The sequence below is a fragment of the Nocardia asteroides genome (assembly GCA_019930625.1).
Taxonomy (GTDB): Bacteria; Actinomycetota; Actinomycetes; order Mycobacteriales; family Mycobacteriaceae; genus Nocardia; species Nocardia sputi.
Map to the genome: position 1 here is coordinate 6,260,580 of CP082844.1, position 21,732 is coordinate 6,282,311.

Genomic DNA, 21,732 nt, shown 5'->3' on the forward strand with positions numbered 1-21,732 from the left:
GCGTCAGCGTAGATCCGAGACATGACGGCACGCCAGAGCCGAGCGGCGCGACATAGTTCACAGCGGGATACAGAGCGGCGGGCCCCACAAGGAGTGGAGCCCGCCGCGGCAAGGGATCGGGGGTCACCGCAGCCCTCGGGACTCTCACGCGATCCGTACGCCGAGAACAAGTATAGGTCAGGCTTACCTAACTAAGCAAGACCCCGACCGGCGCACCGGCAGCCCCCGCTCGGCCATCGCCGCCAGCAGTCCCTGACCGCGCCGCGCACCGGCGGCGGAATCGGTCCGCGCCAGATCCGGCACGTAAGTCGATGCGCCCGCGACGGATTCACCCACCAGCGACCAGAACCGCCGGGCACTCAGCCCCGAGCAGCGCGCCATGTTCTGCTGGACGACGCTCAGCGCGGACTCGCAGCGATGCGCCAGCCAGATGTACATCGCCTCCGCGCAAGGCAGCGTGACCACACCCGGCCCGCCCACCAGCGGATCGCCATCTACCACGCGAATCGTGGTGTCCGACAGGCCTGCCCAGTCGATTCCGCCGTCGTTGTCGGTATGGATCCAGAGATTCTCCAACCCCGGGTCCCACGCCCGCTCCTCCGCGACGAGCAGCGCGACCACCCGTCCCACGATCGCGTGGATGAGTGCTGTGGCAACCACTTCCGCTGCGATGTCGGCGCTGATCATCTCCGCCGCGTGCCGCCGGTACATGAGTTCGACCCGCCCCTCGCGCACTCCGTCCGCCAGCTGCCACCAGCGTCGTTTCCCCTGCTCGGCCATCGCCGCGACCGCGTATACCCGAGGATGTTCCGGTTGCAGCGTGCGAAGCCGGGCGCAGGCGCGTCCGAACGCCGTCATCGATCGATGTGATGGCGTGGTGATGAGCTCGGTCATCGAACCTCCTCCGGGATCGGCTCCGTCGCAGGGCGCGGCGGACACTCGGCCATGCCCGTGTAACGAAAGATAGGTTAGGCTTACCAGACCCAGCAACCGTACCGCTGATTCCAGGAGCAGTTCGACGCCGTGACCCCTCTTGCCACCGTGAGGCGGCGACGTCTTTCCGGACTCCTCGTCTCGACCGTCCTGCTCCTGCTCGCCGTACTCGCCGGTGTCGCGGTCGGCGCGCGCTCCCTCGCGCCGGCAACCGTGTACGACGCCGTGCACCACGCGCTCACCTGCCCCGGCGGACCCTTCACCTGCGCGGCGGGGTCCACCGAAGAGCAGATCGTGCGCGGACTGCGCCTCCCTCGCACCGCGCTGGCGCTCGTCTGCGGGGCCGCCCTCGGCATCGCGGGCGCGCTGATCCAGGGTTACACCCGCAACCCGCTCGCCGACGCCGGATTGCTCGGACTCAACGCGGGCGCGGCGTTTCTCGCGGCGCTGAGCGTGTACCTGTTCGCCTTCACCGCGCCGGAGCAATACATCTGGTTCGCGTTCGCCGGAGCGCTGATCGCCGGGCTGGTGGTGTTCGGGACCTCGTCCGTCGGCGGCGGTAAGGCGAACCCGCTGAGCCTGGTGCTCGCGGGCGCAGCCGTCACCGCGTTCCTCCAGGCGATGACGAACGCGGTAGTGCTGTTCGACGCGTCGGCGCTGGACACCTACCGGTTCTGGGTGATCGGCACGGTCGCAGGCCGCGACGCGGCGGTGTTCTGGCAGGTACTTCCGTTCCTGGCGGCCGGCATGCTGCTGGCTGTGGCGGCAGCGCCGGGACTGAATCTGCTCGGCCTCGGCGACGACGTCGCTCGCGGGCTCGGCGTGCATGTGGGCCGGAGCCGGGCGCTCGGCCTCGCGGCCGTCGTGCTGCTGGCGGGCGCGGCGACGGCGGCGGTCGGGCCGATCGCGTTCCTGGGCTTGGTCGTCCCGCATCTCGCGCGGGTCGTCACCGGACCGGACTATCGCTGGCTGGTCCCCTACTCCGGCATTCTCGGCGCGTTGCTGTTGTTGCTCGCCGACGTGGCCGGTCGGTTGGTGACCCGACCCGGGGAGCTGGAGGTCGGGGTGATGCTGGCCTTGCTCGGCGTGCCGTTGTTCCTCGCGTTCGTGCGGCGGCGAAAGTTGGTGGATCTGTGACGATTTCGCTGCGAAACACGAGCGCGCGGCCCGCACTGCGCGTCGGACCGGTGTCGGCGGTGCTGCGGCCGCGGATGGTGCTGATCGTCGCGGCACTGATCGTGCTGGCGTTCGGACTGTTCTGCCTGGACATCGCGGTGGGCGAGTCCCCTCTGCCGCTCGGGCGCGTGCTGGACGTGCTGACCGGCGGCGGCACCCGGGCACAGCGGTTCATCGTGCTGGAATCCCGGCTGCCGCGCGCGCTGACCGCGCTGGTGGTGGGGCTGGCGCTCGGACTCGCGGGCGCGATCACCCAATCCATCCTGCACAACCCGCTGGCCGCCCCGGACATGCTCGGCATCACCACGGGAGCGAGCCTGGGCGCGGTCGTGGTGCTGGTCGGCACCGGCGGTGCGACCACCGGACTGGCCGCCTCCCTCGGCGCTCCGCTGGCCGCGATGACGGGCGGCCTGCTCACCGCGGTGGCCGTCTACCTGCTCGCCTGGGGACGCACGTCCACCGGCGCGTACGGCGCCACCGGGCTGCGGCTGGTGCTGATCGGCGTCGGCGTCAACGCGCTGCTGATGGCGGGCATCAGCTGGCTGCTCACCCGCGCCAGCCTGATCGACGCGCAGCGCGTGCAACTGTGGTTGAACGGATCGCTCAACGCGGCCGACTCCGCGCACCTGGCGCCCGCCGCGATCGCCGCGGGCGCCGCCGCGCTCGTCGCACTGGGCTCCGCCCGCACACTGGCCGCGTTGCGCCTCGGCTCGGACACGACCCGAGCGCTCGGGGTGCGGATCCAGACCCAGCAGGCCGTCCTGATCGGCGCGGCCGTCGTGGCGGCTTCGGTCGCCACCGCCTCCGTCGGACCGGTCGGGTTCGTCGCCCTCGCCGCGCCGCAGATCGCGCGACGCGTTCTGAGCACTCCGGGCGAACCGCTCGTCGGCTCCGCCGTGGTCGGGGCCATCCTGGTGGTCGGCTCGGATGTCGCCTCCCGGACGCTGTTTCCGGTCGACCTGCCCGTCGGCGTCGTGACCGCGGCATTCGGCGGCCCGTTCCTGCTGTACCTGCTCGTGCGTATGAACCGGAAGGCGACGCTGACATGACGATCGCGGACATCACCACCTCCGAAGCCGAGGCACCGGCGAGCGCGACGGGGCACCGGCTCGGCGCCGAGGGGGTCACCCTCGGTTACGGCGACCGGGTGATCGTCGACGGACTGAGCTTGGCAATCGCCCCGGGCGTGGTCACGACCGTGATCGGGCCCAACGGTTGCGGAAAGTCCACCCTGCTGCGTTCGCTCGGCCGTCTGCTGCGCCCGCGCCACGGCCGGGTCCTGTTGGACGGCAAGGCCATTTCGACGATGAAGACCAAGGACGTCGCCCGCATCGTCGGCATGCTGCCGCAGTCGCCGGTCGCCCCGGAAGGACTCACCGTCGCCGATCTGGTCGCGCGCGGACGCCATCCCCACCAGTCCTGGTTCCGGCAATGGTCGGACACCGACGAATCCGAGGTGACGACGGCACTGGAACAGACCGGGATCGCCGACCTGGCCGACCGCGCGCTCGACGAGCTGTCCGGCGGACAGCGCCAGCGCGCGTGGATCTCGATGGCGCTGGCCCAGGGCACCGACATCCTGTTGCTCGACGAGCCGACCACCTACCTGGATCTGGCGCACTCCATCGAGGTACTCGACCTCGTCGACCGGTTGCACGCCGATCTGGGGCGCACCGTCGTCATGGTGCTGCACGATCTGAATCTCGCGATCCGCTACAGCGACCAGCTCGTCGTCATGCACGACGGACGCGTCGTGGCCACGGGGGCCCCGGGCGAGGTGGTGTCGGTCGAGCTGCTGCGCGAGGTGTTCGAGCTGGACGCCACGGTGCTCGAGGACCCGGTGTCGGGGCGGCCGATGATCGTGCCGATCGGCGCCAGGCACGTGCGCGGGAAGGTCGGTGGACCGGCTGCCGCGACCTCGGAATCCGCGCCCTATGAGAAATGACACACCAGCTATTTCATGGTTACGACACCCTGTAGTACGCATCGGCGTCGTTGAGTACCTAAAATTGTGGGATGGCAGGTCTTGGTGAACTCGAGAAAGCGGTCATGGACCAGTTGTGGTCGGCCGACGAACCACAAACGGTCCGGCAGGTGCACGAGGCGCTCGCCGCACGCCGTGAGCTCGCGTACACCACGGTGATGACCGTGCTGCAACGACTCGCGAAGAAGAACCTCGTGGTCCAGCGGCGCGACGACCGGGCGCACCGCTACGCACCCGTGCACACTCGCGACGAGCTCGTGGCCAGTCTGATGGTCGACGCGCTGCAACAGGCCGACGCGGCGGGCAGCCGCGCCGCCGCGCTGGTGCACTTCGTGGAACAGGTAGGCAAGGACGAGGCTGCCGCTCTCCGCGAAGCACTCGCTAAGCTCGAAGCAACCGAGGACGAGGACTCGGCGCCACCGCCGCAGTAGACGTAGACTCCTCGGGCGCCCTGGCCCCACAACGCAGTGAGCTGAGTCGATGAACGCAACCGCGCCGGTCTTCGCCGGACTGGCATTGCTTCTCGCGGGGCCCGCCCCGGCCTTGCTCAGCCGGGCGAGGTGGACCTATCGGACGCCCCGCGCAGCGCTGGTGCTCTGGCAGGCCATCGCGCTCGCCGCCGTGCTCAGCGCGTTCGGCTCGGGGCTGGCCATCGCCGCCGAACTGCTCGTACCCGGCCCCGACGGCCGCCCGACCACCGCGCCGACCAGGGAGATCGACGCGCTCGGCCTGCCGCTGTGGCTGGCGTACGTGTTCGTCTTCGCGCTCACGCTGCTGATCGGCGCCCGGCTGATCTACGCGATCATCCGGGTCGGCGTGCACACCCGCAGGCGGCGGGCGCGTCACCGCATGCTCGTCGACCTGCTCGACCAGAGCGGTCCGCACCGGCGGGCGGCCGACATCCGGGTCTTGGCCGCCACCGAGCCGATCGCCTACTGCCTGCCCGGCCTGCGCCAGCGCGTGGTGCTCAGCGAAGGCACCCTGACCAACCTCGCCGACGCCGAGATCACCGCCATCGTCAGCCATGAGCGTTCGCACCTGCGCGCCAGGCACGATCTCGTACTGGAAGCGTTCACCGCGGTGCACGAGGCCTTCCCCAGGGTGGTGCGCAGCAAGGCCGCGCTCGGCTCGGTCAAACTGCTCATCGAGTTGCTCGCCGACGACTCGGCCGTCAAGGTCACCGGCCCGAAACCGCTGGCCCGCGCCCTCGTCGCGTGCGCGAAATCCACCGCCCCGCAAGGCGCGCTCGCCGCGGGCGGCCCCACCACGCTGATCCGCATCCAGCGGCTCAGCGAGCGGATCGGCGACATCCGCATCGCCGCGGCCGCCTACCTCGGCTCGGCGGCCATTCTGGTGGTGCCGACGCTGGCCGTGGCCGTACCCTGGCTGGTGGAACTGAGTCGGCTGTTCCACGGCTGATTCGCGGACACGTATCCTGGACGTTCGGCTGACCTTCGGCCGGCCACACCTCTCGCTCCACCCGGCGCGCGTCATCGCCCGCGCCGCAGCGCGATGAACCGCATCGTGCACCGCTCTCCATCCCACCGAACAGCACGTTCGTGTCGAACGCGCTGTGCGACGAAAGGCACACCCACCTCGTGACCTCCTCGACCACCGTCGCCGCGGAGCCCACCGCGACCTTCGCGGATCTGGGCCTGCCCGCCGTGCTCATACAGGCACTGCGACGCGACGGCATCGAGACGCCGTTCCCGATCCAGGCCGCCACGGCGCCGGATGTCCTGGCAGCCAAGGACGTCCTCGGCCGCGGACCCACCGGTTCCGGGAAGACCCTGGCCTTCGGCCTCCCGATGCTCACCCGTCTGTCGGGCGGCGCGGCCAAGCCGGGCCGCCCGCGCGGACTCGTGCTGGTGCCGACCCGCGAACTGGCCGCACAGATCGAGCGGGCGCTCGACGAACCGGCGCTCGCGCTCGGCCTGCGCGTCGCCGCGGTGGTCGGCGGCGCTCCGATCAAGCGCCAAGCCGACCGCCTCGCCCGCGGTGTCGACCTGCTCATCGCCACGCCCGGACGACTCGCCGACCTGATCGCGCAGGGGTCGGCCGACCTGTCCGACGTGATGATCACCGCCCTGGACGAGGCCGACCACATGGCCGATATGGGCTTCCTCCCGCAAGTGACCAAGCTGCTGGACCGCACCCCGCGCGACGGCCAGCGCCTGCTGTTCTCGGCCACCCTGGACGGGGAGGTCGACAAGCTGGTCAAGCGCTACCTGCGCTCGCCCGTGACGCATTCCACCGCGCCGCCCTCGGCGTCGGTCACCACGATGTCGCATCATCTGCTGTACGTCGGCGACAAAGTGGCCAAACGGAACGTCGCCACCGAGATCGCCGCACGCGACGGGCTGACCATCATGTTCGTCCGCACCAAGCACGGCGCCGACCGGCTCGCCAAACAACTGCGCGGCGCGGGCATCGCCGCGGGCGCGCTGCACGGCGGCAAGGCGCAGAACAACCGCACCCGCACCCTCGCGGCGTTCGCCGACGGCTCGGTGCCGGTGCTGGTCACCACCGATGTCGCGGCGCGCGGCATCCACGTCGACGGGATCTCTCTCGTCGTGCACGTCGATCCGCCGCCGGAGCCGAAGGCCTACCTGCACCGGGCCGGGCGCACCGCCCGCGCGGGCGAGGACGGCGTGGTCGTCACGCTGGTGATGGACGAAGAGCGCCGCGAGGTCGAGACGATGGCACGCAAGGCGGGCGTCGAAATCGACGGAGTCGCGGTGCGTCCCGGCGACAGCACACTGATCGCCATCACCGGCGCGCGCCGCCCGTCCGGCGTTCCGGTCGAGGCGGCGGCCGCGCCCGTACCGGTTGCTGCCACGGATCCGGCGAAAACCGCGCGGCGCAAGCCGGGTAGGCGCGCAGAGCACGCGCCGTCCGGTGGCCGCGGCGGGAAACAGTCCCGGGGCCGGTCGGGCGAGACGGGCCGCGCCGAGCCGGTCACCGCGCCCGCGCGCCGCCGTGGCAACGCAAAGGCCGCCACGGGCGGCACCGTGGTCCGCGGTGCGGGCTCGGGCAAGAGCACGCCCGCACGCGGATCGGGCACGACGAGCGGGCTCTCCAGCCGCGCCGCAAGTCCCGCCTCCGGCGACACGCCGGGGCGGACACGGCGACGCGCCGTACGAACCCAGCAGCCCTCAACCCGAGGCAATCGAACAGCAAACTAATCGGGTGTCGAGTCATCCGGCGGCCGCCGTCGTCTGCGCACTGCTCGCGGCGCTGCTGTTCGCGGTCGCCGCGGTCGCGCAACAACGCGCGGCGGCCGCGGTGCCCGAGGGCGAGTCGCTGGTTCGCGCGCTGCTGAGCAACCCGCGCTGGTGGGCAGGCGTCGGCGGCGACACGGGCGGATACGCCATGCAGGTCGCCGCGCTCGCCCTGGGCGCGGTCCTGCTGGTGCAGCCGATCCTGGTGAGCGCACTGGTCTTCGCGCTGCCGCTGTCCGCCCGGCTCAATCGCCGCCGCGTGACGCCGGGCACCTGGGCGACGGCGCTGGCGCTCACCGCCGCGCTGGCCTGCTTCCTGCTCGTCGGCAATCCGACGGCGGGCAATGCCGATGCGCCGCTGCGGGATTGGCTCCTACCGCTGGGCATTCTGCTCGGCCTGATCGCCGCCGCCACCGCGACGGGCGTCACCGCGCACGACGCGGGATGGCGCGCGCTGCTGCTGGGCGCCGCCGCAGGCGCGCTGTACGGGCTCGCCGCCGCCCTCACCTCCTACGTCACCGACCTGTTCGAACACGGTCTCGGCCACGTGCTCGGCGGCTGGCAGACGTGGGCGCTGATCGCGGCCGGCGGCACCGGCGTGTACCTGCAGCAGCGCGCCTACCAAGCCGGGCCGCTGACCGCGTCGCTGCCCGCCCTCACCATCGCCGAGCCGCTGGCCGCGGCGTTCGTCGGTTTCGCGGTGCTGGACGAGCGGTTGCGCGCCGATGCGGCCGGGCTCGTCGTCGCGGCGGGCGCGGTGATCGTCATGTGCGCCGCCACCGTCTCGCTGTCCCGCTCTCAAGCGGCCGCCTGAGGCGGCTCGCGCGGAAGAGCCCGCGTCGATCGGCTCGGCGGATATGATCGGTCGAGTGCGCTTTCTCCCCGGTCATCAGCCGCCGTACGACCTGACCTACGACGACCTCTTCCTCGTCCCGAACCGGACGGACGTGGCGTCGCGCTTCGATGTCGATCTCTCGACCAGCGACGGGTCCGGCACCACCATCCCGATCGTCGTGGCCAACATGACCGCCGTCGCCGGGCGCAGAATGGCCGAGACCGTCGCCCGCCGCGGCGGCATCGTCGTCCTCCCCCAGGACCTGCCGATCACTGCGGCCGCCGACACCATCGCGTTCGTCAAGAGCCGCTCGCTCACCGCCGACACCCCCGTCACCCTCGACCCCGACCGCTCGGTCTCCGAGGCGGTGGCACTCATGCACAAGCGCGCGCACGGCGCGGTCGTGGTGGTCGACGCCGGCCGCCCGGTGGGTGTGGTCACCGAGGCCTCCTGCGCCGACGTCGACCGCTTCGCCCGGCTCCGGGAAGTCGCGGTGACCGATTTCGTGCGAGCCCCCGCGAGCACCACCCCGCGTGACCTGTTCGACCTGTTGCACGCAGAGCACGCCGACTTCGCCGTGCTCACCGCCGAGGACGGCACCCTCGCCGGGATGCTGACCCGCACCGGCGCCCTGCGCGCGGGCATCTACCAGCCCGCCGTCGACGCCGCGGGCAAGCTGCGCGTCGCGGCGGCGGTCGGCATCAACGGCGACGTGGCCGCCAAGGCCAAGTCACTGGTGGATTCGGGCGCCGACCTGCTCGTCATCGACACCGCGCACGGTCACCAGGCGAAAATGCTCGAAACCCTCGCGGCGGTGCGCGATCTCGGGCTCGGCGTTCCGTTGGTCGCGGGCAACGTCGTCTCCGCCGAAGGCACCAGGGATCTCGCGGAGGCGGGCGCGGACATCGTCAAGGTCGGTGTCGGGCCGGGCGCCATGTGCACCACCCGGATGATGACCGGCGTCGGCCGCCCGCAGTTCTCCGCGGTGGCCGAATGCGCCGCCGCCGCCGAGGAACTGGGCGTGCACATCTGGGCCGACGGCGGTGTGCGCCATCCCCGCGACGTGGCGCTCGCGCTGGCCGCGGGCGCGTCCAACGTGATGATCGGCTCCTGGTTCGCCGGTACCTACGAGTCCCCCGGCGATCTGCGCGTCGATCGCGACGGCAACGCGTACAAGGAGAGCTTCGGCATGGCCTCCAAGCGGGCCGTCGCCGCCCGCACCGCCTCCGACAGCGAATTCGACCGCGCGCGCAAGGGGCTGTTCGAGGAGGGAATCTCCAGTTCCCGGATGCGGCTGGACCCCGAGCGTCCCGGCGTCGAGGACCTGCTCGACCACATCTGCTCCGGCGTGCGCAGCGCCTGTACCTACGCGGGCGCCCGGACGCTGGCCGAATTCCACGACAAGGCGGTGCTCGGCGTGCAGTCCGCGGCCGGATTCGCCGAAGGACGCCCGCTGCCCAGCGGTTGGTGAGCGCCGACACGCGCATCACACCGGTACCGGCCCACGCCGCTCGGCACGTGGGCCGGTAGCATGGTGGTTGCCGGACACCGGCACCACGACTCGTTTGCGAAAGGATCCAGTTGTCACCCGCGTCCGAGGGCGCCGTACAGGAGGGCTCCTCTAGCGAGCCGGGTGACGAACCCGGCGTCCCCCTCCCCGCAGTAGTCCTATTCCGCACAGGCCCCGTCCCAGCACCGTTCGGGTGGTGCTGAGGATGTCGATCGCGCTCACCGCGCTCAGCCTGATCGGGTTCATCGCACTCACCGTCGGCACGGCCCTGTTCGTCGCCGCCGAGTTCTCCCTCACCGCGCTGGAACGCAGCACCGTCGAGGCGCACGCCCGCAGCGGCGACGTTCGCGCCCGGATGGTCCGCAAGGCGCATCGCACCCTGTCGTTCCAGCTGTCGGGCGCCCAGCTCGGTATCACCATCACCACGCTGATCACCGGTTACATCGCCGAGCCGGTGCTGGCCAGGCTGCTGAATCCGGTGTTCACCGGCATTGGGCTGAGTGAATCCGCGGCACACGGCATCGCCCTCGCGCTCGCCCTCATCCTGGCCACCTCGCTGTCGATGATCTACGGCGAGCTGGTGCCCAAGAACATCGCCATCGCCAAGCCGCTGGCGACCGCCCGCGTCACCGCCGGACCGATGATCGCCTTCTCGGTGGGGTTCAAGTGGATGATCCACTTCCTCAACGGCACCGCCAACTGGGTGGTCCGCAGGCTCGGCGTCGAGCCCGCCGAAGAGTTGCGCTCGGCCCGCTCCCCGCAGGAACTCGGCTCCCTGGTGCGCACCTCCGCCTTGCGCGGGGCGCTGGACCAGCCCACCGCCCAGGTGATGGACCGCTCACTGCAGTTCGGCGAGCGCAGCGCCGAGGAACTGATGACGCCACGGGTGAAGATCGAATCGCTCGACAAGGACGACACCATCGCCGATCTCATCGACGCGGCGGGCCGCACCGGCTACTCCCGCTTCCCGGTGATCGACGGCGACCTCGACAACACTCTCGGCTTCGTGCACGTCAAGCAGGCGTTCACCCGGCCGGTGCACGCGCGCAGGACCATTCCCCTGCACCGGCTCGCCCAGCCCGTCCCGATCGTGCCCGCCAGCTTGGACGGCGACGAGGTGCTCGAACGCGTCCGCTCCGACGGCATGCAGGTCGCCCTTGTCGTGGACGAGTACGGCGGTACCGCGGGCCTGGTCACCATGGAGGACATCATCGAGGAGATCCTCGGCGACGTCCGGGACGAGCACGACGAGGAGGAGCGCGACGTGCGGCGCGTCTCCGACGGATGGGACTGCTCGGGGCTGCTGCGCATCGACGAGGTCTCCCGGGCGACCGGATACGACGCCCCGGAGGGCGAGTACGAGACGCTGGGCGGCCTCGTCCTGACCAAGCTCGGCCGCATCCCGGTGACGGGCGACGAAGTGGTGCTGCCGAATCCCCGTTCGCAGCAGTGGTCGATGACCGACAGCCACGACGAGGGCGGCTGGATCGCCCGAGTGGAGCGCATGGACGGACGGCGCATCGACCGGGTGCGGCTGATCCCGGTCGACGCAGACGCCCTCGCGACCAAGGAGCACAGCCATGGGTGATGTGTTCGGCGTACTGCTCACCATCGTGCTGCTGGCAGGCAACGCCTTCTTCGTCGCCGCCGAGTTCGCGCTCATCTCCGCCCGCCGCGACCGGCTCGAAGCGCTGGCCGCACAAGGCAAACGCAACGCGAACACCGTCATCCGGGCGGGTGAGAACCTCTCGATCATGCTCGCGGCCGCGCAACTGGGCATCACCATCTGCTCGATCCTGCTCGGCCGCGTCGGCGAACCCGCCGTCGCCCACCTGCTGGAGGGGCCGTTCGAGCTGATCGGCCTGCCCGATCAGCTGCTGCACCCGGTGGCGTTCGCCATCGCGCTGACCATCATCGTCATCCTGCACATCTTGTTCGGCGAGATGATCCCGAAGAACATCGCGCTGGCCGGGCCCGAACGCAGCGCGCTGCTGCTGGTGCCGCTGCACCTGATGTGGCTGCGGCTGGCCCGCCCGCTCATCGCGCTCTACAACCTAGCCGCCAACTTGTCGCTGCGCCTGCTGCGAATCGAGCCGAAGGACGAGCTGGAGGCCACCGTCTCGACGGTCGAGCTGGCCGAAATGATCGGCGAGTCCCGCTCCGAGGGGCTGCTCGACGAGGAAGAGCACCGCCGCCTCACGCAGGCCCTCGGCACCAGCGAGCGGGTGGTGGCCGACGTGATGGTGCCGCTGGACGCGACCCGATCGATCCCGCTGCGCGGCAACGGCACCACGCTCGGCGACATCGAGTTCGCCGTCGCCGAAACCGGGTTCTCGCGCTTCCCCGTACGGGCGAGCGACGGCTCACTGGTCGGCTACCTGCACGTCAAGGACGTCCTGGACAAGGTCGCCGACGAGAGCGCCGGTCCCACAACGCCGATCCCGCGCACCGATATCCGCCCTCTGCCGACAGTGGGCATGGGCACCGCCCTCTACGAGGCGCTGGCGCGATTGCGCCGCACCAACAGCCATCTCGGCCGCGTGGTCGACGCCCGGGGCAACACGACCGGCATCGTCGCCCTGGAGGACTTGGTGGAGGAGTTCGTCGGCACCGTCCGAGACGGGACGCACCGGGTGGGCGAATGACGACCTCGGCACTGCGAGGGGTGGGGTGATGCGGGTGTTGCCCGGCGCGCTGTGGCGAGCATCCGCCGCCGCGCATCGGGCCCGGTTGGACGAGCTGGTCGGGCCTTATCTCGAGCGGCGGGCGCAAGGTTCGTCGCACCCGGTGATCGACTTCTTGTTCACCTACTACGGACACAAACCCGCCCAGTTGCGGCGCTGGCATCCGGGATACGGCATCGGCCTGGCGGATGCGGCCGAATACGACGGCGCTCGGGGATATCATCGCGTCGTCACCGGCAATCCCGCTGCGGACGACGTTTTCACGGCCGACCCCGCTTACCTGGACAAACGCCGCGACACCCTCGCGTTCGTCGCCGACCTGTTACGCGCCACCGCATCCCGGCCCGCGCAGCTGTCCTGCTTCGGCCTGCACGAATGGGCGATGGTGTATCGCACCGATGACATCCGCCACCAGAAGGTGCCGCTGCGACTCGGGCGAGCGGGAACCGACGCCGTGGTCGAATCGATGTCGCTGCGGTGCACCCATTTCGACGCCTACCGCTTCTTCACGCCGGACGCCGTCGGCCGCAACGCCGAACCGCTCACCCGCGCCGACCAGCTCCGCCGCGAACAGCCGGGCTGCCTGCACGCGAACATGGACTTGTACAAGTGGGGCTTCAAGCTGGTCCCGCTGATCTCCTCGGCACTGGTGCTGGACTGTTTCGAGCTGGCCTGCGCCGCTCGCGAACTCGACATGCGCGCCAGCCCTTACGACCTCGCCGAGTTCGGCTACGAACCGGTTCGCATCGAGACCGCGGCGGGACGGGCGGAGTACGTCCGGGCTCAGTCCGCGTTGGCGCAGCGCGCAACCGGATTGCGCCGGACGTTCCTGAGTGTCTGCGACGAGCTTCTGGCGTCGGACGTCGATTCCGCCGCGGTCGAGGGCGCCGGATCAGCTCAACCGCGCTGACAGCGGAAAACTTCGCGAATCCGAACCGGAATCGGCGAAACCCACACCGGAGTTGTTGAGCATCACTACCATTCAGTCAGCTCAGCGGTGACTGTCCCAGTCACTCTGGGTAGTCAACTCGAAAGACGAAGTTGGGGGTCGCGATGATGCGCCCATTGGCCAGTCTGTGCCGTGCCAAACCCTTGGCCCTGCTTACGATCGGCATGGTCACGGCCATGCTGCTGCCCGTGAGCGCCTCGGCGGATCCGCACTCGGAAATCCAGAACACACTGCGGGAATTTCTCGATGTCGGGCGCACCTCGGTGCCCCGCGCCGACTGCGGACCGGGCGCCGCACCCGAGAACGGCCTGCAAGGCGACGTCACCGCCGCCGACCGCGACAGTGGGCGCAGTACCCAGGGCTACCGGTGCAATATCTCCCTCGTCGGCGGCTACGCGGGGCGCGGCGCAGGCATCACTTCCACCAGCTTCGAGCACTGCGCCTACCTGGGCTCGTTCTTTCCCGGCGCCCTGATCAGCGAAGGACGCGGCGTCCAAGTGCTCGACGTGTCCGACCCGGCGACCCCGCGCCCGACGGCCACGCTGACCGAACCCGCCATGCTCGCGGGCACCTGGGAGAGCCTCAAGGTCAATACCAAACGGAAGCTGCTGGTCGGGACCGGTGTTCCGCTGCTCGCGGGCGTGGGCTACCTGTCGGTCTACGACGTCTCCGACTGCGCACATCCGAGGCTGCTCAATCCCGGCCCCGGCACGAATCCGGCGATGCCGCTGCCGATCATCACGCACGAGGGCGGCTTCTCGCCGGACGGCAACACCTACTGGGCCTCGGGGATCGCGCCCGGTTTCGTCAGCGCGGTCGACCTGTCCGACCCCGCCGACCCGCGCGTGGTGTGGCAGGGAGTGACCGGCATCGAGGCGCACGGGTTCGGCATCAGCCCCGACGGCAACCGGATGTATCTCTCCGCCCTCGGCGGGTTCACCGTCCTCGACATCAGCGCGGTGCAACGCCGCGATCCGAACCCGCAGGTGCACCACCTCGGCCGGGTGTTCTGGACCGACGGCTGGGCGACGCAGCACAGTGTTCCGGTCAGCTACGACGGCAAGCCCTACCTCTACACCGTCGACGAAGGCGGCTCCGGGGGCGTCAAACTCGTCGACATCTCCGACGACACCGCGCCCAAGGTAGTCAACAAGATCAAGCTCGAGATCAACCTGCCCCAGCACATCGACAGCAATATCGGCTCCGCCATGGGGGTTCCGCCTTCGCCTACGAAGCGCACTACTGCGCCGCGGACCGGCAGGAGAACCCGACCGCCCTGGCATGCGGATGGGTGTCCTCCGGCATCCGGGTATTCGACGTCCGCGACCCCTACGCCATCCGCGAGATCGCCTACTACAACCCGCCCGCCCGCACCGGGCAGAACCTGAGCCTGTGGAACTCGCCGCACGCGCTCGCCTCCCTCATCGGCGTTCCGCTGATGAGCGCGCCTCCCGCCGTGCGCGCCGCACTGGAAGGACAATTCCACCCGCTGGACGCCACGACCCCGCGCACCGGTCGTCTCGCCTTCGGCGACGTGTCCACCGACTGGTGTTTCTCGCCGCCGGAATGGCGCGGTTCGCAGCTCTACGTCGCGTGCTCGGACAACGGATTCATGGTGCTGCGACTGGACAACGACGTGTATTCGCCTCCGGCGGACCAGCGGTCGATCGTCGGGTCGTAGTGATGCGGCACTGGGCGCGAACCGCGGCCCTGGCTTCGGCGGCCTTCGCGCTGCTCGTGCTCGGCGCCGGGCTGCGGCCACTGATGTTTCCGGAGCATCCCGCCGCGACACCGCTTCTCGACGAGATCGAGATCGGCTTCGTCCAGGATATGACCGTCCATCACCAGCAGGCGCTGCTCATGGCGCAGCGGCTCGACCGCTCGGTCGATCCGGCGATCGCCCGGTTGGCCGAGCAGCTCGACCGCACCCAGCGCATGGAGATCGGCACCATGCTCGGCTGGCTGCGCCTGGCGGACGCGGCCCCGAGCTCCGCGCACCCGATGGCGTGGATGCCCACCGCAGCCGCGCATCGGCACCCGGCAGCGGTCGCACCGACCGCCCCCGCACCGGTCATGCCCGGGATGGCGAGTACCGCGGAGCTGGATGCGTTGGCCGCCGCACGAGGCCGCGACGCGGAAGTCCTCTTCCTCCAGTTGATGTTTCGTCACCACCGAGGCGGAATCGCGATGGCCGAGGCCGCCGACGATCGACTCCACTCCGGACCGGTCAAGGAGATCGCGCGTTCCATGATCCACGGGCAAGGCCAGGAAGCGGGGATGATGGGGCTGATGCTCACCCAGCGCGGGGCGGCCCCACTGCCCTGACCGCCGGGTCACGACGCCACATGCAGCCCGAATCCGGTCGCGCCTCGCCTCTCGCGCCCAGGCTCGAGACGCAAACTCCGGTCGTAGTCGCCCCCGCTCTGCGGGCGGTAGCGGATCGGCTCCAGCTCCGCCAGATCCGTCATCCGCTGCCGAAGGTCGTGGGCGACCTCGTCGAAGCGCGCGGAGCCGAGCCCGATCGTGCCGTGCACCAGAAACGGCGGCAGCACGTCCATGCCGGTGTAGTAGAGAATGCCGTGGTGGATGGGGAACAGCAGATCATCGACCGGGCCGTTGATTCCGCGATCGGAGTACGACGGCTGCTTGCCCCCGACCGAGACCACGAGCATCGCACGCCTGCCCGCCAGTACGCCCGCCCCGTATCTGGGCAGCGCCTTGCCTCCGGCGCCATAAGCGAAATCGCAGGTGAGGACGCGGTCCACCCACCCCTTCATGATCGCGGGCATGCCGAACCACCACAGCGGGAAATGCAGGACGACGGCGTCGGCCCACAGCAGCTTCTCCTGCTCGGCGCGGATGTCGGGACTCAGCGTCCCACCGCGGTAGGCCACGCCCGAGGCCAGCATGAAGTTGGGCTCCTCGACCCCGCCGAAATCGTCGGTGTCGGCGGCGGCCTTCCAGCCCATCGCGTAGAGGTCGGTGATCCGCACCTCGTGTCCGTCCGCCCGCAACTGGCCCACGGCAACGTCTTTCAGCGAGCCGGTGAGTGAGTCCGGCTTCGGGTGGGCGTACACGACCAGTACGTTCATTCCGGCTTTCGTCACGTCTCGGCGCAACAGCATCGAGCGCGCGGGAATTCCGGCCTGCCGCTGACCTGCGCGGACATGACGCGACTCGGCGTGGCCGCGTCGCCCGGCCGGTCGCCCGGCAACAAACCGTTCGTTCCGCGCGGGTATCGTCGGCGCAACGGCCGCAGAGATTGGGCGAGAGATGATTCGGACCGATGCGTTCACGGTGCCCGCGCATGTGCGCGGCTATCCGGGGGTGGCCTTCGGCGGGTACGTGGCAGGGCTGCTGGCCGCGGCGAGTGGCGCCGCGGAGGTGCGCGTCGACTTCCGGCGCAGAATCGCCGTGGACACCCCCGTAATGCTGGCCGCCGACGACTCCGGCGGCGCGAGCCTCACCGACCCGGACGGCGAAGTCCTCGCGCAAGCGTCCGTGTCGACGCTTGCGGTCACGCCGCGGCCCGCGCCTTCCTGGACGCAAGCCCGAGCCGCAGGAGCGACCGCCGATGTGCTGCGCAAGATGAGCCGCTGCTACGGCTGCGGCGCCGCCTGCGCGCCGGGCCGTGGCCTGCGCCTGTCGCCCTGGGCGATGTCCACGCACGACATGGTCGTCGCCGCCTGGACACCCGATCCCGCCCTCGGCGGCCCCGATGGCCTCCTTTCCACCGAGAACGTCTGGGCCGCTCTGGATTGTCCCGGCGGCTGGGCAGCGATGGCTCTGCGTGACATGCAGCCGGGAGCGGTCACCGCCGCCCTCACCGCCACGCAGCTCGAGCCCGTCCGCACCGGCGAGCCCTACCTCTCCTACGGCTGGCCCATCTCCGAGAACGGCCGGAAACACACGGTCGGCGTAGCACTGGCCCGAGCCGACGGCACCCTCTGCGCGCTCGCCGAAGCCCTCTGGATCGAACCGCGCCAACCGCTGCCGTTCGAATGGTGACCCACCTCATCCGAACCTGTCGGTGGCTATCGGTACCGTCCCCGCCATGCCCTCGTCGGTACACGAAGTCCTCATCGAATTGGTCCGGCGCAGACCGACTTTGGTCGCCGAACTCCTGATCTCCACACTCGGGCTATCCCTTCCCGAGTTCGATCACGCACGGGTCGATTCGGGCGACCTACCGGACATCGAACCGACCGAGTATCGCGCGGACCTGGTGGTCACGCTCACCGAGGCCGAGGTCCCTGTCCTCGGCATCGTCGTCGAGGTGCAACTGCAACGCGACGACGACAAAGCGTGGAGCTGGCCGGTCTACCTGACGACTCTGCGAGCTCGCCTGCGCTGCCTGGTCCTGCTCGTCGTCGTGTGCCCGAACGAGCGCGCCGCAGGCCACTGCCGCCGTCCGATCACTGTCGCGCCCGGATTCACCCTGTCGCCGATGGTTCTCAGCCCGGCCAACGTGCCCGTCGTCAGCGATACCTCCACCGCGCTCGCGCGCCCCGACCTGGCCGCCCTGTCCGCCATCGCCCACCGCAACGACCCGGAACGCGATTCGATTCTCACCGCCCTCGCCGCGACAGCGCACGACTCCGCGGACGGCAAAAGGTACATTGACCTGGTACTGGCCGCACTGCCCAAAGCAGCGGCCCGGCACTTCCTGGAGATGCTGATGACGACAGACACGTCCCCGTACTACAGCCAGTACTTCAAGCAGCTGTACGCCGACGGCATAACCGAAGGAATCGCCCAGGGCAAAGCCGAAGGTAAAGCCGAAGGAGAGGCCAAAGCACTGCTGACCGTCCTCGCGGCCCGCGGATTCGACGTCCCCGCAGCGCTGGCCTCCGACATCAACGCCTGCACCGATGACGCCCGCCTCACCGCCTGGATCACCCGCGCCGCCACGGCCAACACGCTCGAGGAGGTTTTCGGCGATCGGGATCAGTGAGTGTCGACGAACCGGTACCACTGGCCGTCGAAGGCGGCGTATTCGATGCCGTTGGTGGCCGGTGGACCGAGATGGGGCGGGGTGGCCGGGTCGCGGAAGTAGGCGAAGCCTTCCGAATTCGAGTCTCCCGCTTGGGTGTAGAACAGGCAGCCGCCGTCGCGGGGCGTGATGAAGGTGATGGTGTAGACACCCAGACGGCCGCGGTGGCCGGGGTGGGCGCAGTCGAGGGCCTGGTCTTCGAGGATGCCGCGCGACAGCCGCCAGCCGGTGTCCTCCGGGACGTCGTAGAGCGTCAGCGCCACGAGTACGCCGATGAGCACGGGCGAGGCGAGACTGTGGAACAGCGCGCGGTAGCGCAGCAGGCCGAGCAGTCCGAACAGGACGGCGATCCCGCCGAGCACACCGAGGACCACCCACAGGACGACGAGGGTCGGAAACGTGCCCTCGGCGGCGAGTTGCCAGAACAGCGCCGCGCAGCAGAGCGCGACCAAGGCGGTCAGCAGCCCCATCCACAAGACGAACCAACGAGGAATACGTGACCGTGTGCGCGACGACCCTGCGGAGTTCACGTGTTCAAGATACGAGGGGTCGCGGTTTCGCGCGCGGGATCGGTGACGAAAGCGCCCGGCCCGTGGCCGGTCACGGCGACGCGGCGGTCAGGACAGCGGCGACGAAAGCCGCGGGACCGGTATACGTCCAATTCCGAAGCAGCGCGCCCGAGTTGGTGTGGTCGGCACCGCGCTGCCCGTTGAATTCACGGCGAGCCGATGAGAACTTGCTGTCACGGCACAGCTGGGCCGGTCAGTGTGAAAACAAACATTCCGGAACGTTTGGGCGAATCCGGCCGAAATCGCCGAAATCCCCCGGCCAGTGTGCCTGGCCAGGGGATTCGCTACTACTCGAAGTCGATCGTGCGCCGCACGCTCACAGTGGCGGGAAGCCCGACGATCCGGTGGCCATCCAATTCCAGAACATCGCCGCGCGGTTGGCGAGCAATGCCACGATGTCGAGCACAACGCTTCCCATAAATCTTCCTCACAAATCGACGATCTCGTGCGGCACCCAGGGTAACGGACCGATAAACGGGAGTCGAAACTCCTGATCAGCGGGGAATGCGCGAATCCCCCGGCCGACGGACCGGGGGATTCGCGATGCGCGGTGGCTAGACGCAGGCCAGCGCCTTCGCCTCACGGCGACGGCGGTGCAGGATCGGCTCGGTGTAGCCGTTGGGCTGCTTGGTGCCCTCCAAGATCAGCTCCTTGGCCGCCTGGAAGGCGATGCTGCCCGCGAAGTCCGGGGCCATCGCCCGGTAGTTCGGGTCACCGGCGTTCTGCCGGTCCACGACCGGGGCCATCCGCTCCAAGCTGGCGACCACCTCGTCGGCGGAGACGATGCCGTGGCGCAGCCAGTTGGCCATCAGCTGGCTGGAGATGCGCAGGGTCGCCCGGTCTTCCATGAGCGCGACGTCTTTGATGTCGGGCACCTTGGAGCAGCCGACGCCCTGGTCGATCCAGCGCACCACGTAGCCGAGGATGGACTGCGAGTTGTTGTCCAGCTCCTGGCGCTTCTCCTCGTCGGTCCAGTTCGGCGCGGCGGCCAGCGGGATCTCGAGGATCTCGTCGACGGTGGCGCGCCGGCCGCCCTTGGCGATCTCCTGCTGCCGCTTGAACACGTCGACCGGGTGGTAGTGCGTCGCGTGCAGGGTGGCGGCGGTCGGCGAGGGGACCCACGCGGTGTTGGCGCCCGCGCGCGGGTGGCCGATCTTCTGGGTGAGCATGTCTGCCATCAGGTCCGGCATGGCCCACATGCCCTTGCCGATCTGCGCCTTGCCGGGCAGACCCGCCGCCAGGCCGGTGTCGACGTTCCAGTCCTCGTAGGACAGGATCCACTGCTGGGACTTCATGTCGGCCTTGCGGACCATCGGCCCGGCCTCCATGGAGGTGTGGATCTCGTCGCCGGTGCGGTCCAGGAAGCCGGTGTTGATGAACACCACGCGCTCGGCGGCGGCCTGGATGCAGGCCTTCAGGTTCACCGTGGTCCGGCGCTCCTCGTCCATGATGCCGACCTTGAGGGTGTTGCGCTCGAGCCCGAGCACGTCCTCGATCCGGCCGAACAGCTCGCCTGTGAACGCGACCTCGTCGGGCCCGTGCATCTTCGGCTTCACGATGTAGACCGAGCCGGTGCGGCTGTTCTTCAGCTTCACCTCCTCGGCCAGGCTGTGCTTGGCGATCAGCGAGGTGATCAGCCCGTCCATGATGCCCTCGGGCACCTCGTTGCCCTCGGCGTCGAGGATCGCGTCGGAGGTCATCAGGTGACCGACATTACGCACGAACAGCAGCGAGCGGCCGTGCAGCACCAGTTCGCTACCGTCCAGCGCGGTGTACACGCGGTCGGGGTTCATGGTGCGGGTGAAGGTCTTCTCGCCCTTGGTGACCTTCTCCGCGAGTTCGCCCTTCATCAGGCCGAGCCAGTTGTGGTAGCACAGCACCTTGTCTTCGGCGTCGACCGCGGCGACCGAGTCCTCGAAGTCCATGATCGTGGTGACCGCGGACTCGAGCACGACGTCCTTCACGCCGGCGGTGTCGGTGCTGCCGATCGGGGACTGCGGGTCGATCTGGATCTCGATGTGCAGGCCGTTGTGCTTCAGCAGCACCGACCTCGGCGACTCGGGGTCACCGAGGTAGCCGACCAGCTGGGAAGCGTCGGCCAGACCGATGCTGGTGCCATCCTCCAAACCGACCTCCAGCTCGCCGTCGACGATCTTGTAGGACGTCGAGCCGATGTGCGAGCCGGTGATCAGGGTGACCGAGTCGTCGAGGAAGTTGCGCGCCCACTCGATGACCTTGTCGCCGCGCACCTTGTTGTAGCCGGTGCCCTTCTCCGCGCCGTTGTCCTCGGGGATCGCGTCGGTGCCGTAGAGCGCGTCGTACAGCGAGCCCCAGCGCGCGTTGGCGGCGTTGATCGCGAAGCGGGCGTTCATGACCGGCACGACGAGCTGCGGGCCCGCGGTGACGGCGATCTCGTCGTCCACGTTCTGGGTGGCGATCCGGAAATCGGCGGGCTCGGGGCGCAGGTAGCCGATCTCGGTCAAGAAGTGTTTGTAGGCGGCCTTGTCGTAGTTCGCGCCGGGGTGCTCGGCGTGCCAGGCGTCGACCTTGCCCTGGATCTCGTCGCGTTCGGCCAGCAGAGCGCGGTTGCGCGGAGCGAGATCGTTGATGACCTGCTCGGCGCCGGCCCAGAACGCGGCGGAATCGACGCCGGAACCGGGGAGCGCCTCGTTCTCGACGAACTCGTGGAGAACGCGTGCCACCTGGAGCCCGCCGACCTGAATCCGCTCTGTCATCTACTGCCTCACTTCCGAAAAAGCCGAGTGGGAAAACAGTGCCATGTTACCCGTGGGTAGTGGTGCTACCGCGCGCCGGGTCGTCCGGCCGTCTGCCCATATCCGTCCGCCGCACCGAGGTGAGCTGGTCCTTCACCCGTCGG

Annotated in this window: 18 protein-coding genes and 1 pseudogene; 15 read left to right on the plus strand and 4 right to left on the minus strand. The window is 69.6% G+C overall.

Features of this window, described 5'->3' with window-relative positions; translation table 11 throughout:
• Positions 1-183 precede the first annotated feature (183 nt).
• Positions 184-894: a hypothetical protein gene (locus tag K8O92_28325; GenBank protein ID UAK31625.1), complete on the minus strand. Its 711-nt coding sequence runs from the start codon at positions 892-894 to the stop codon at positions 184-186.
• A 129-nt stretch (positions 895-1,023) separates the two neighbouring features.
• On the opposite strand from K8O92_28325, the gene K8O92_28330 reads away from it, so the two are divergent.
• The 13 genes and pseudogenes from K8O92_28330 to K8O92_28390 all read left to right on the plus strand — a co-directional run bounded on the left by K8O92_28330 (position 1,024) and on the right by K8O92_28390 (position 15,617).
• The gene (locus K8O92_28330) at positions 1,024-2,070 is read left to right on the plus strand and encodes an iron ABC transporter permease (GenBank protein UAK31626.1); all 1,047 of its coding nucleotides are present in this window, start codon (positions 1,024-1,026) and stop codon (positions 2,068-2,070) included.
• Positions 2,071-2,144: 74 nt separating this feature from the next.
• On the plus strand, positions 2,145-3,158 hold the full coding sequence (locus tag K8O92_28335) for an iron chelate uptake ABC transporter family permease subunit (GenBank protein UAK35995.1): 1,014 nt from the start codon (positions 2,145-2,147) through the stop codon (positions 3,156-3,158).
• On the plus strand, positions 3,155-4,054 hold the full coding sequence (locus tag K8O92_28340; protein ID UAK31627.1) for an ABC transporter ATP-binding protein: 900 nt from the start codon (positions 3,155-3,157) through the stop codon (positions 4,052-4,054). The genes K8O92_28335 and K8O92_28340 overlap by 4 nt, the downstream gene beginning before the upstream one ends.
• A gap of 71 nt (positions 4,055-4,125) precedes the next feature.
• Complete coding sequence (locus K8O92_28345; protein ID UAK31628.1) at positions 4,126-4,524, plus strand: BlaI/MecI/CopY family transcriptional regulator; 399 nt, start codon at positions 4,126-4,128, stop codon at positions 4,522-4,524.
• Between the two features lie 49 nt (positions 4,525-4,573).
• Entirely contained in the window at positions 4,574-5,512 is a 939-nt protein-coding gene (locus K8O92_28350) for a M56 family metallopeptidase (protein ID UAK31629.1), read from the plus strand.
• Between the two features lie 179 nt (positions 5,513-5,691).
• Positions 5,692-7,278, plus strand: coding sequence for a DEAD/DEAH box helicase (locus tag K8O92_28355; GenBank protein UAK31630.1), 1,587 nt, complete (start codon positions 5,692-5,694; stop codon positions 7,276-7,278).
• Between the two features lie 4 nt (positions 7,279-7,282).
• Positions 7,283-8,128, plus strand: coding sequence for a DMT family transporter (locus K8O92_28360; GenBank protein UAK31631.1), 846 nt, complete (start codon positions 7,283-7,285; stop codon positions 8,126-8,128).
• Between the two features lie 55 nt (positions 8,129-8,183).
• Complete coding sequence (locus tag K8O92_28365; GenBank protein ID UAK31632.1) at positions 8,184-9,620, plus strand: GuaB1 family IMP dehydrogenase-related protein; 1,437 nt, start codon at positions 8,184-8,186, stop codon at positions 9,618-9,620.
• Positions 9,621-9,864: 244 nt separating this feature from the next.
• Entirely contained in the window at positions 9,865-11,247 is a 1,383-nt protein-coding gene (locus K8O92_28370) for a hemolysin family protein (protein UAK35996.1), read from the plus strand.
• Positions 11,240-12,304, plus strand: a complete 1,065-nt coding sequence (locus K8O92_28375) for a hemolysin family protein (protein ID UAK31633.1) — start codon at positions 11,240-11,242, stop codon at positions 12,302-12,304. Before K8O92_28370 ends, K8O92_28375 begins: the two co-directional genes overlap by 8 nt.
• 28 nt (positions 12,305-12,332) lie before the next feature.
• Positions 12,333-13,253 (plus strand): 3-methyladenine DNA glycosylase, encoded by a 921-nt coding sequence (locus K8O92_28380; GenBank protein ID UAK31634.1) that lies wholly within the window; start codon positions 12,333-12,335, stop codon positions 13,251-13,253.
• Positions 13,254-13,399: 146 nt separating this feature from the next.
• Positions 13,400-14,973 (plus strand): annotated as a pseudogene (locus K8O92_28385) (hypothetical protein).
• 2 nt (positions 14,974-14,975) lie between these two features.
• Positions 14,976-15,617, plus strand: coding sequence for a DUF305 domain-containing protein (locus K8O92_28390; protein ID UAK31635.1), 642 nt, complete (start codon positions 14,976-14,978; stop codon positions 15,615-15,617).
• A gap of 8 nt (positions 15,618-15,625) precedes the next feature.
• Here the strand turns inward: K8O92_28390 and K8O92_28395 are convergent, their stop codons facing one another.
• Positions 15,626-16,384: an NAD(P)H-dependent oxidoreductase gene (locus K8O92_28395; GenBank protein UAK31636.1), complete on the minus strand. Its 759-nt coding sequence runs from the start codon at positions 16,382-16,384 to the stop codon at positions 15,626-15,628.
• Positions 16,385-16,565: 181 nt separating this feature from the next.
• Between K8O92_28395 and K8O92_28400 the strand changes: the two genes are divergently transcribed.
• Together K8O92_28400 and K8O92_28405 are read left to right on the plus strand one after the other, a co-directional pair.
• Positions 16,566-17,300, plus strand: coding sequence for a hypothetical protein (locus tag K8O92_28400; protein ID UAK31637.1), 735 nt, complete (start codon positions 16,566-16,568; stop codon positions 17,298-17,300).
• A gap of 22 nt (positions 17,301-17,322) precedes the next feature.
• Complete coding sequence (locus K8O92_28405; protein ID UAK31638.1) at positions 17,323-18,246, plus strand: hypothetical protein; 924 nt, start codon at positions 17,323-17,325, stop codon at positions 18,244-18,246.
• Here the strand turns inward: K8O92_28405 and K8O92_28410 are convergent.
• Both K8O92_28410 and K8O92_28415 read right to left on the minus strand, forming a co-directional pair.
• Entirely contained in the window at positions 18,240-18,755 is a 516-nt protein-coding gene (locus tag K8O92_28410; protein UAK31639.1) for a hypothetical protein, read from the minus strand. The genes K8O92_28405 and K8O92_28410 overlap by 7 nt on opposite strands.
• Before the next feature lie 653 nt (positions 18,756-19,408).
• Positions 19,409-21,589, minus strand: a complete 2,181-nt coding sequence (locus tag K8O92_28415; protein UAK31640.1) for a malate synthase G — start codon at positions 21,587-21,589, stop codon at positions 19,409-19,411.
• Between the last annotated feature and the right edge of the window lie 143 nt (positions 21,590-21,732).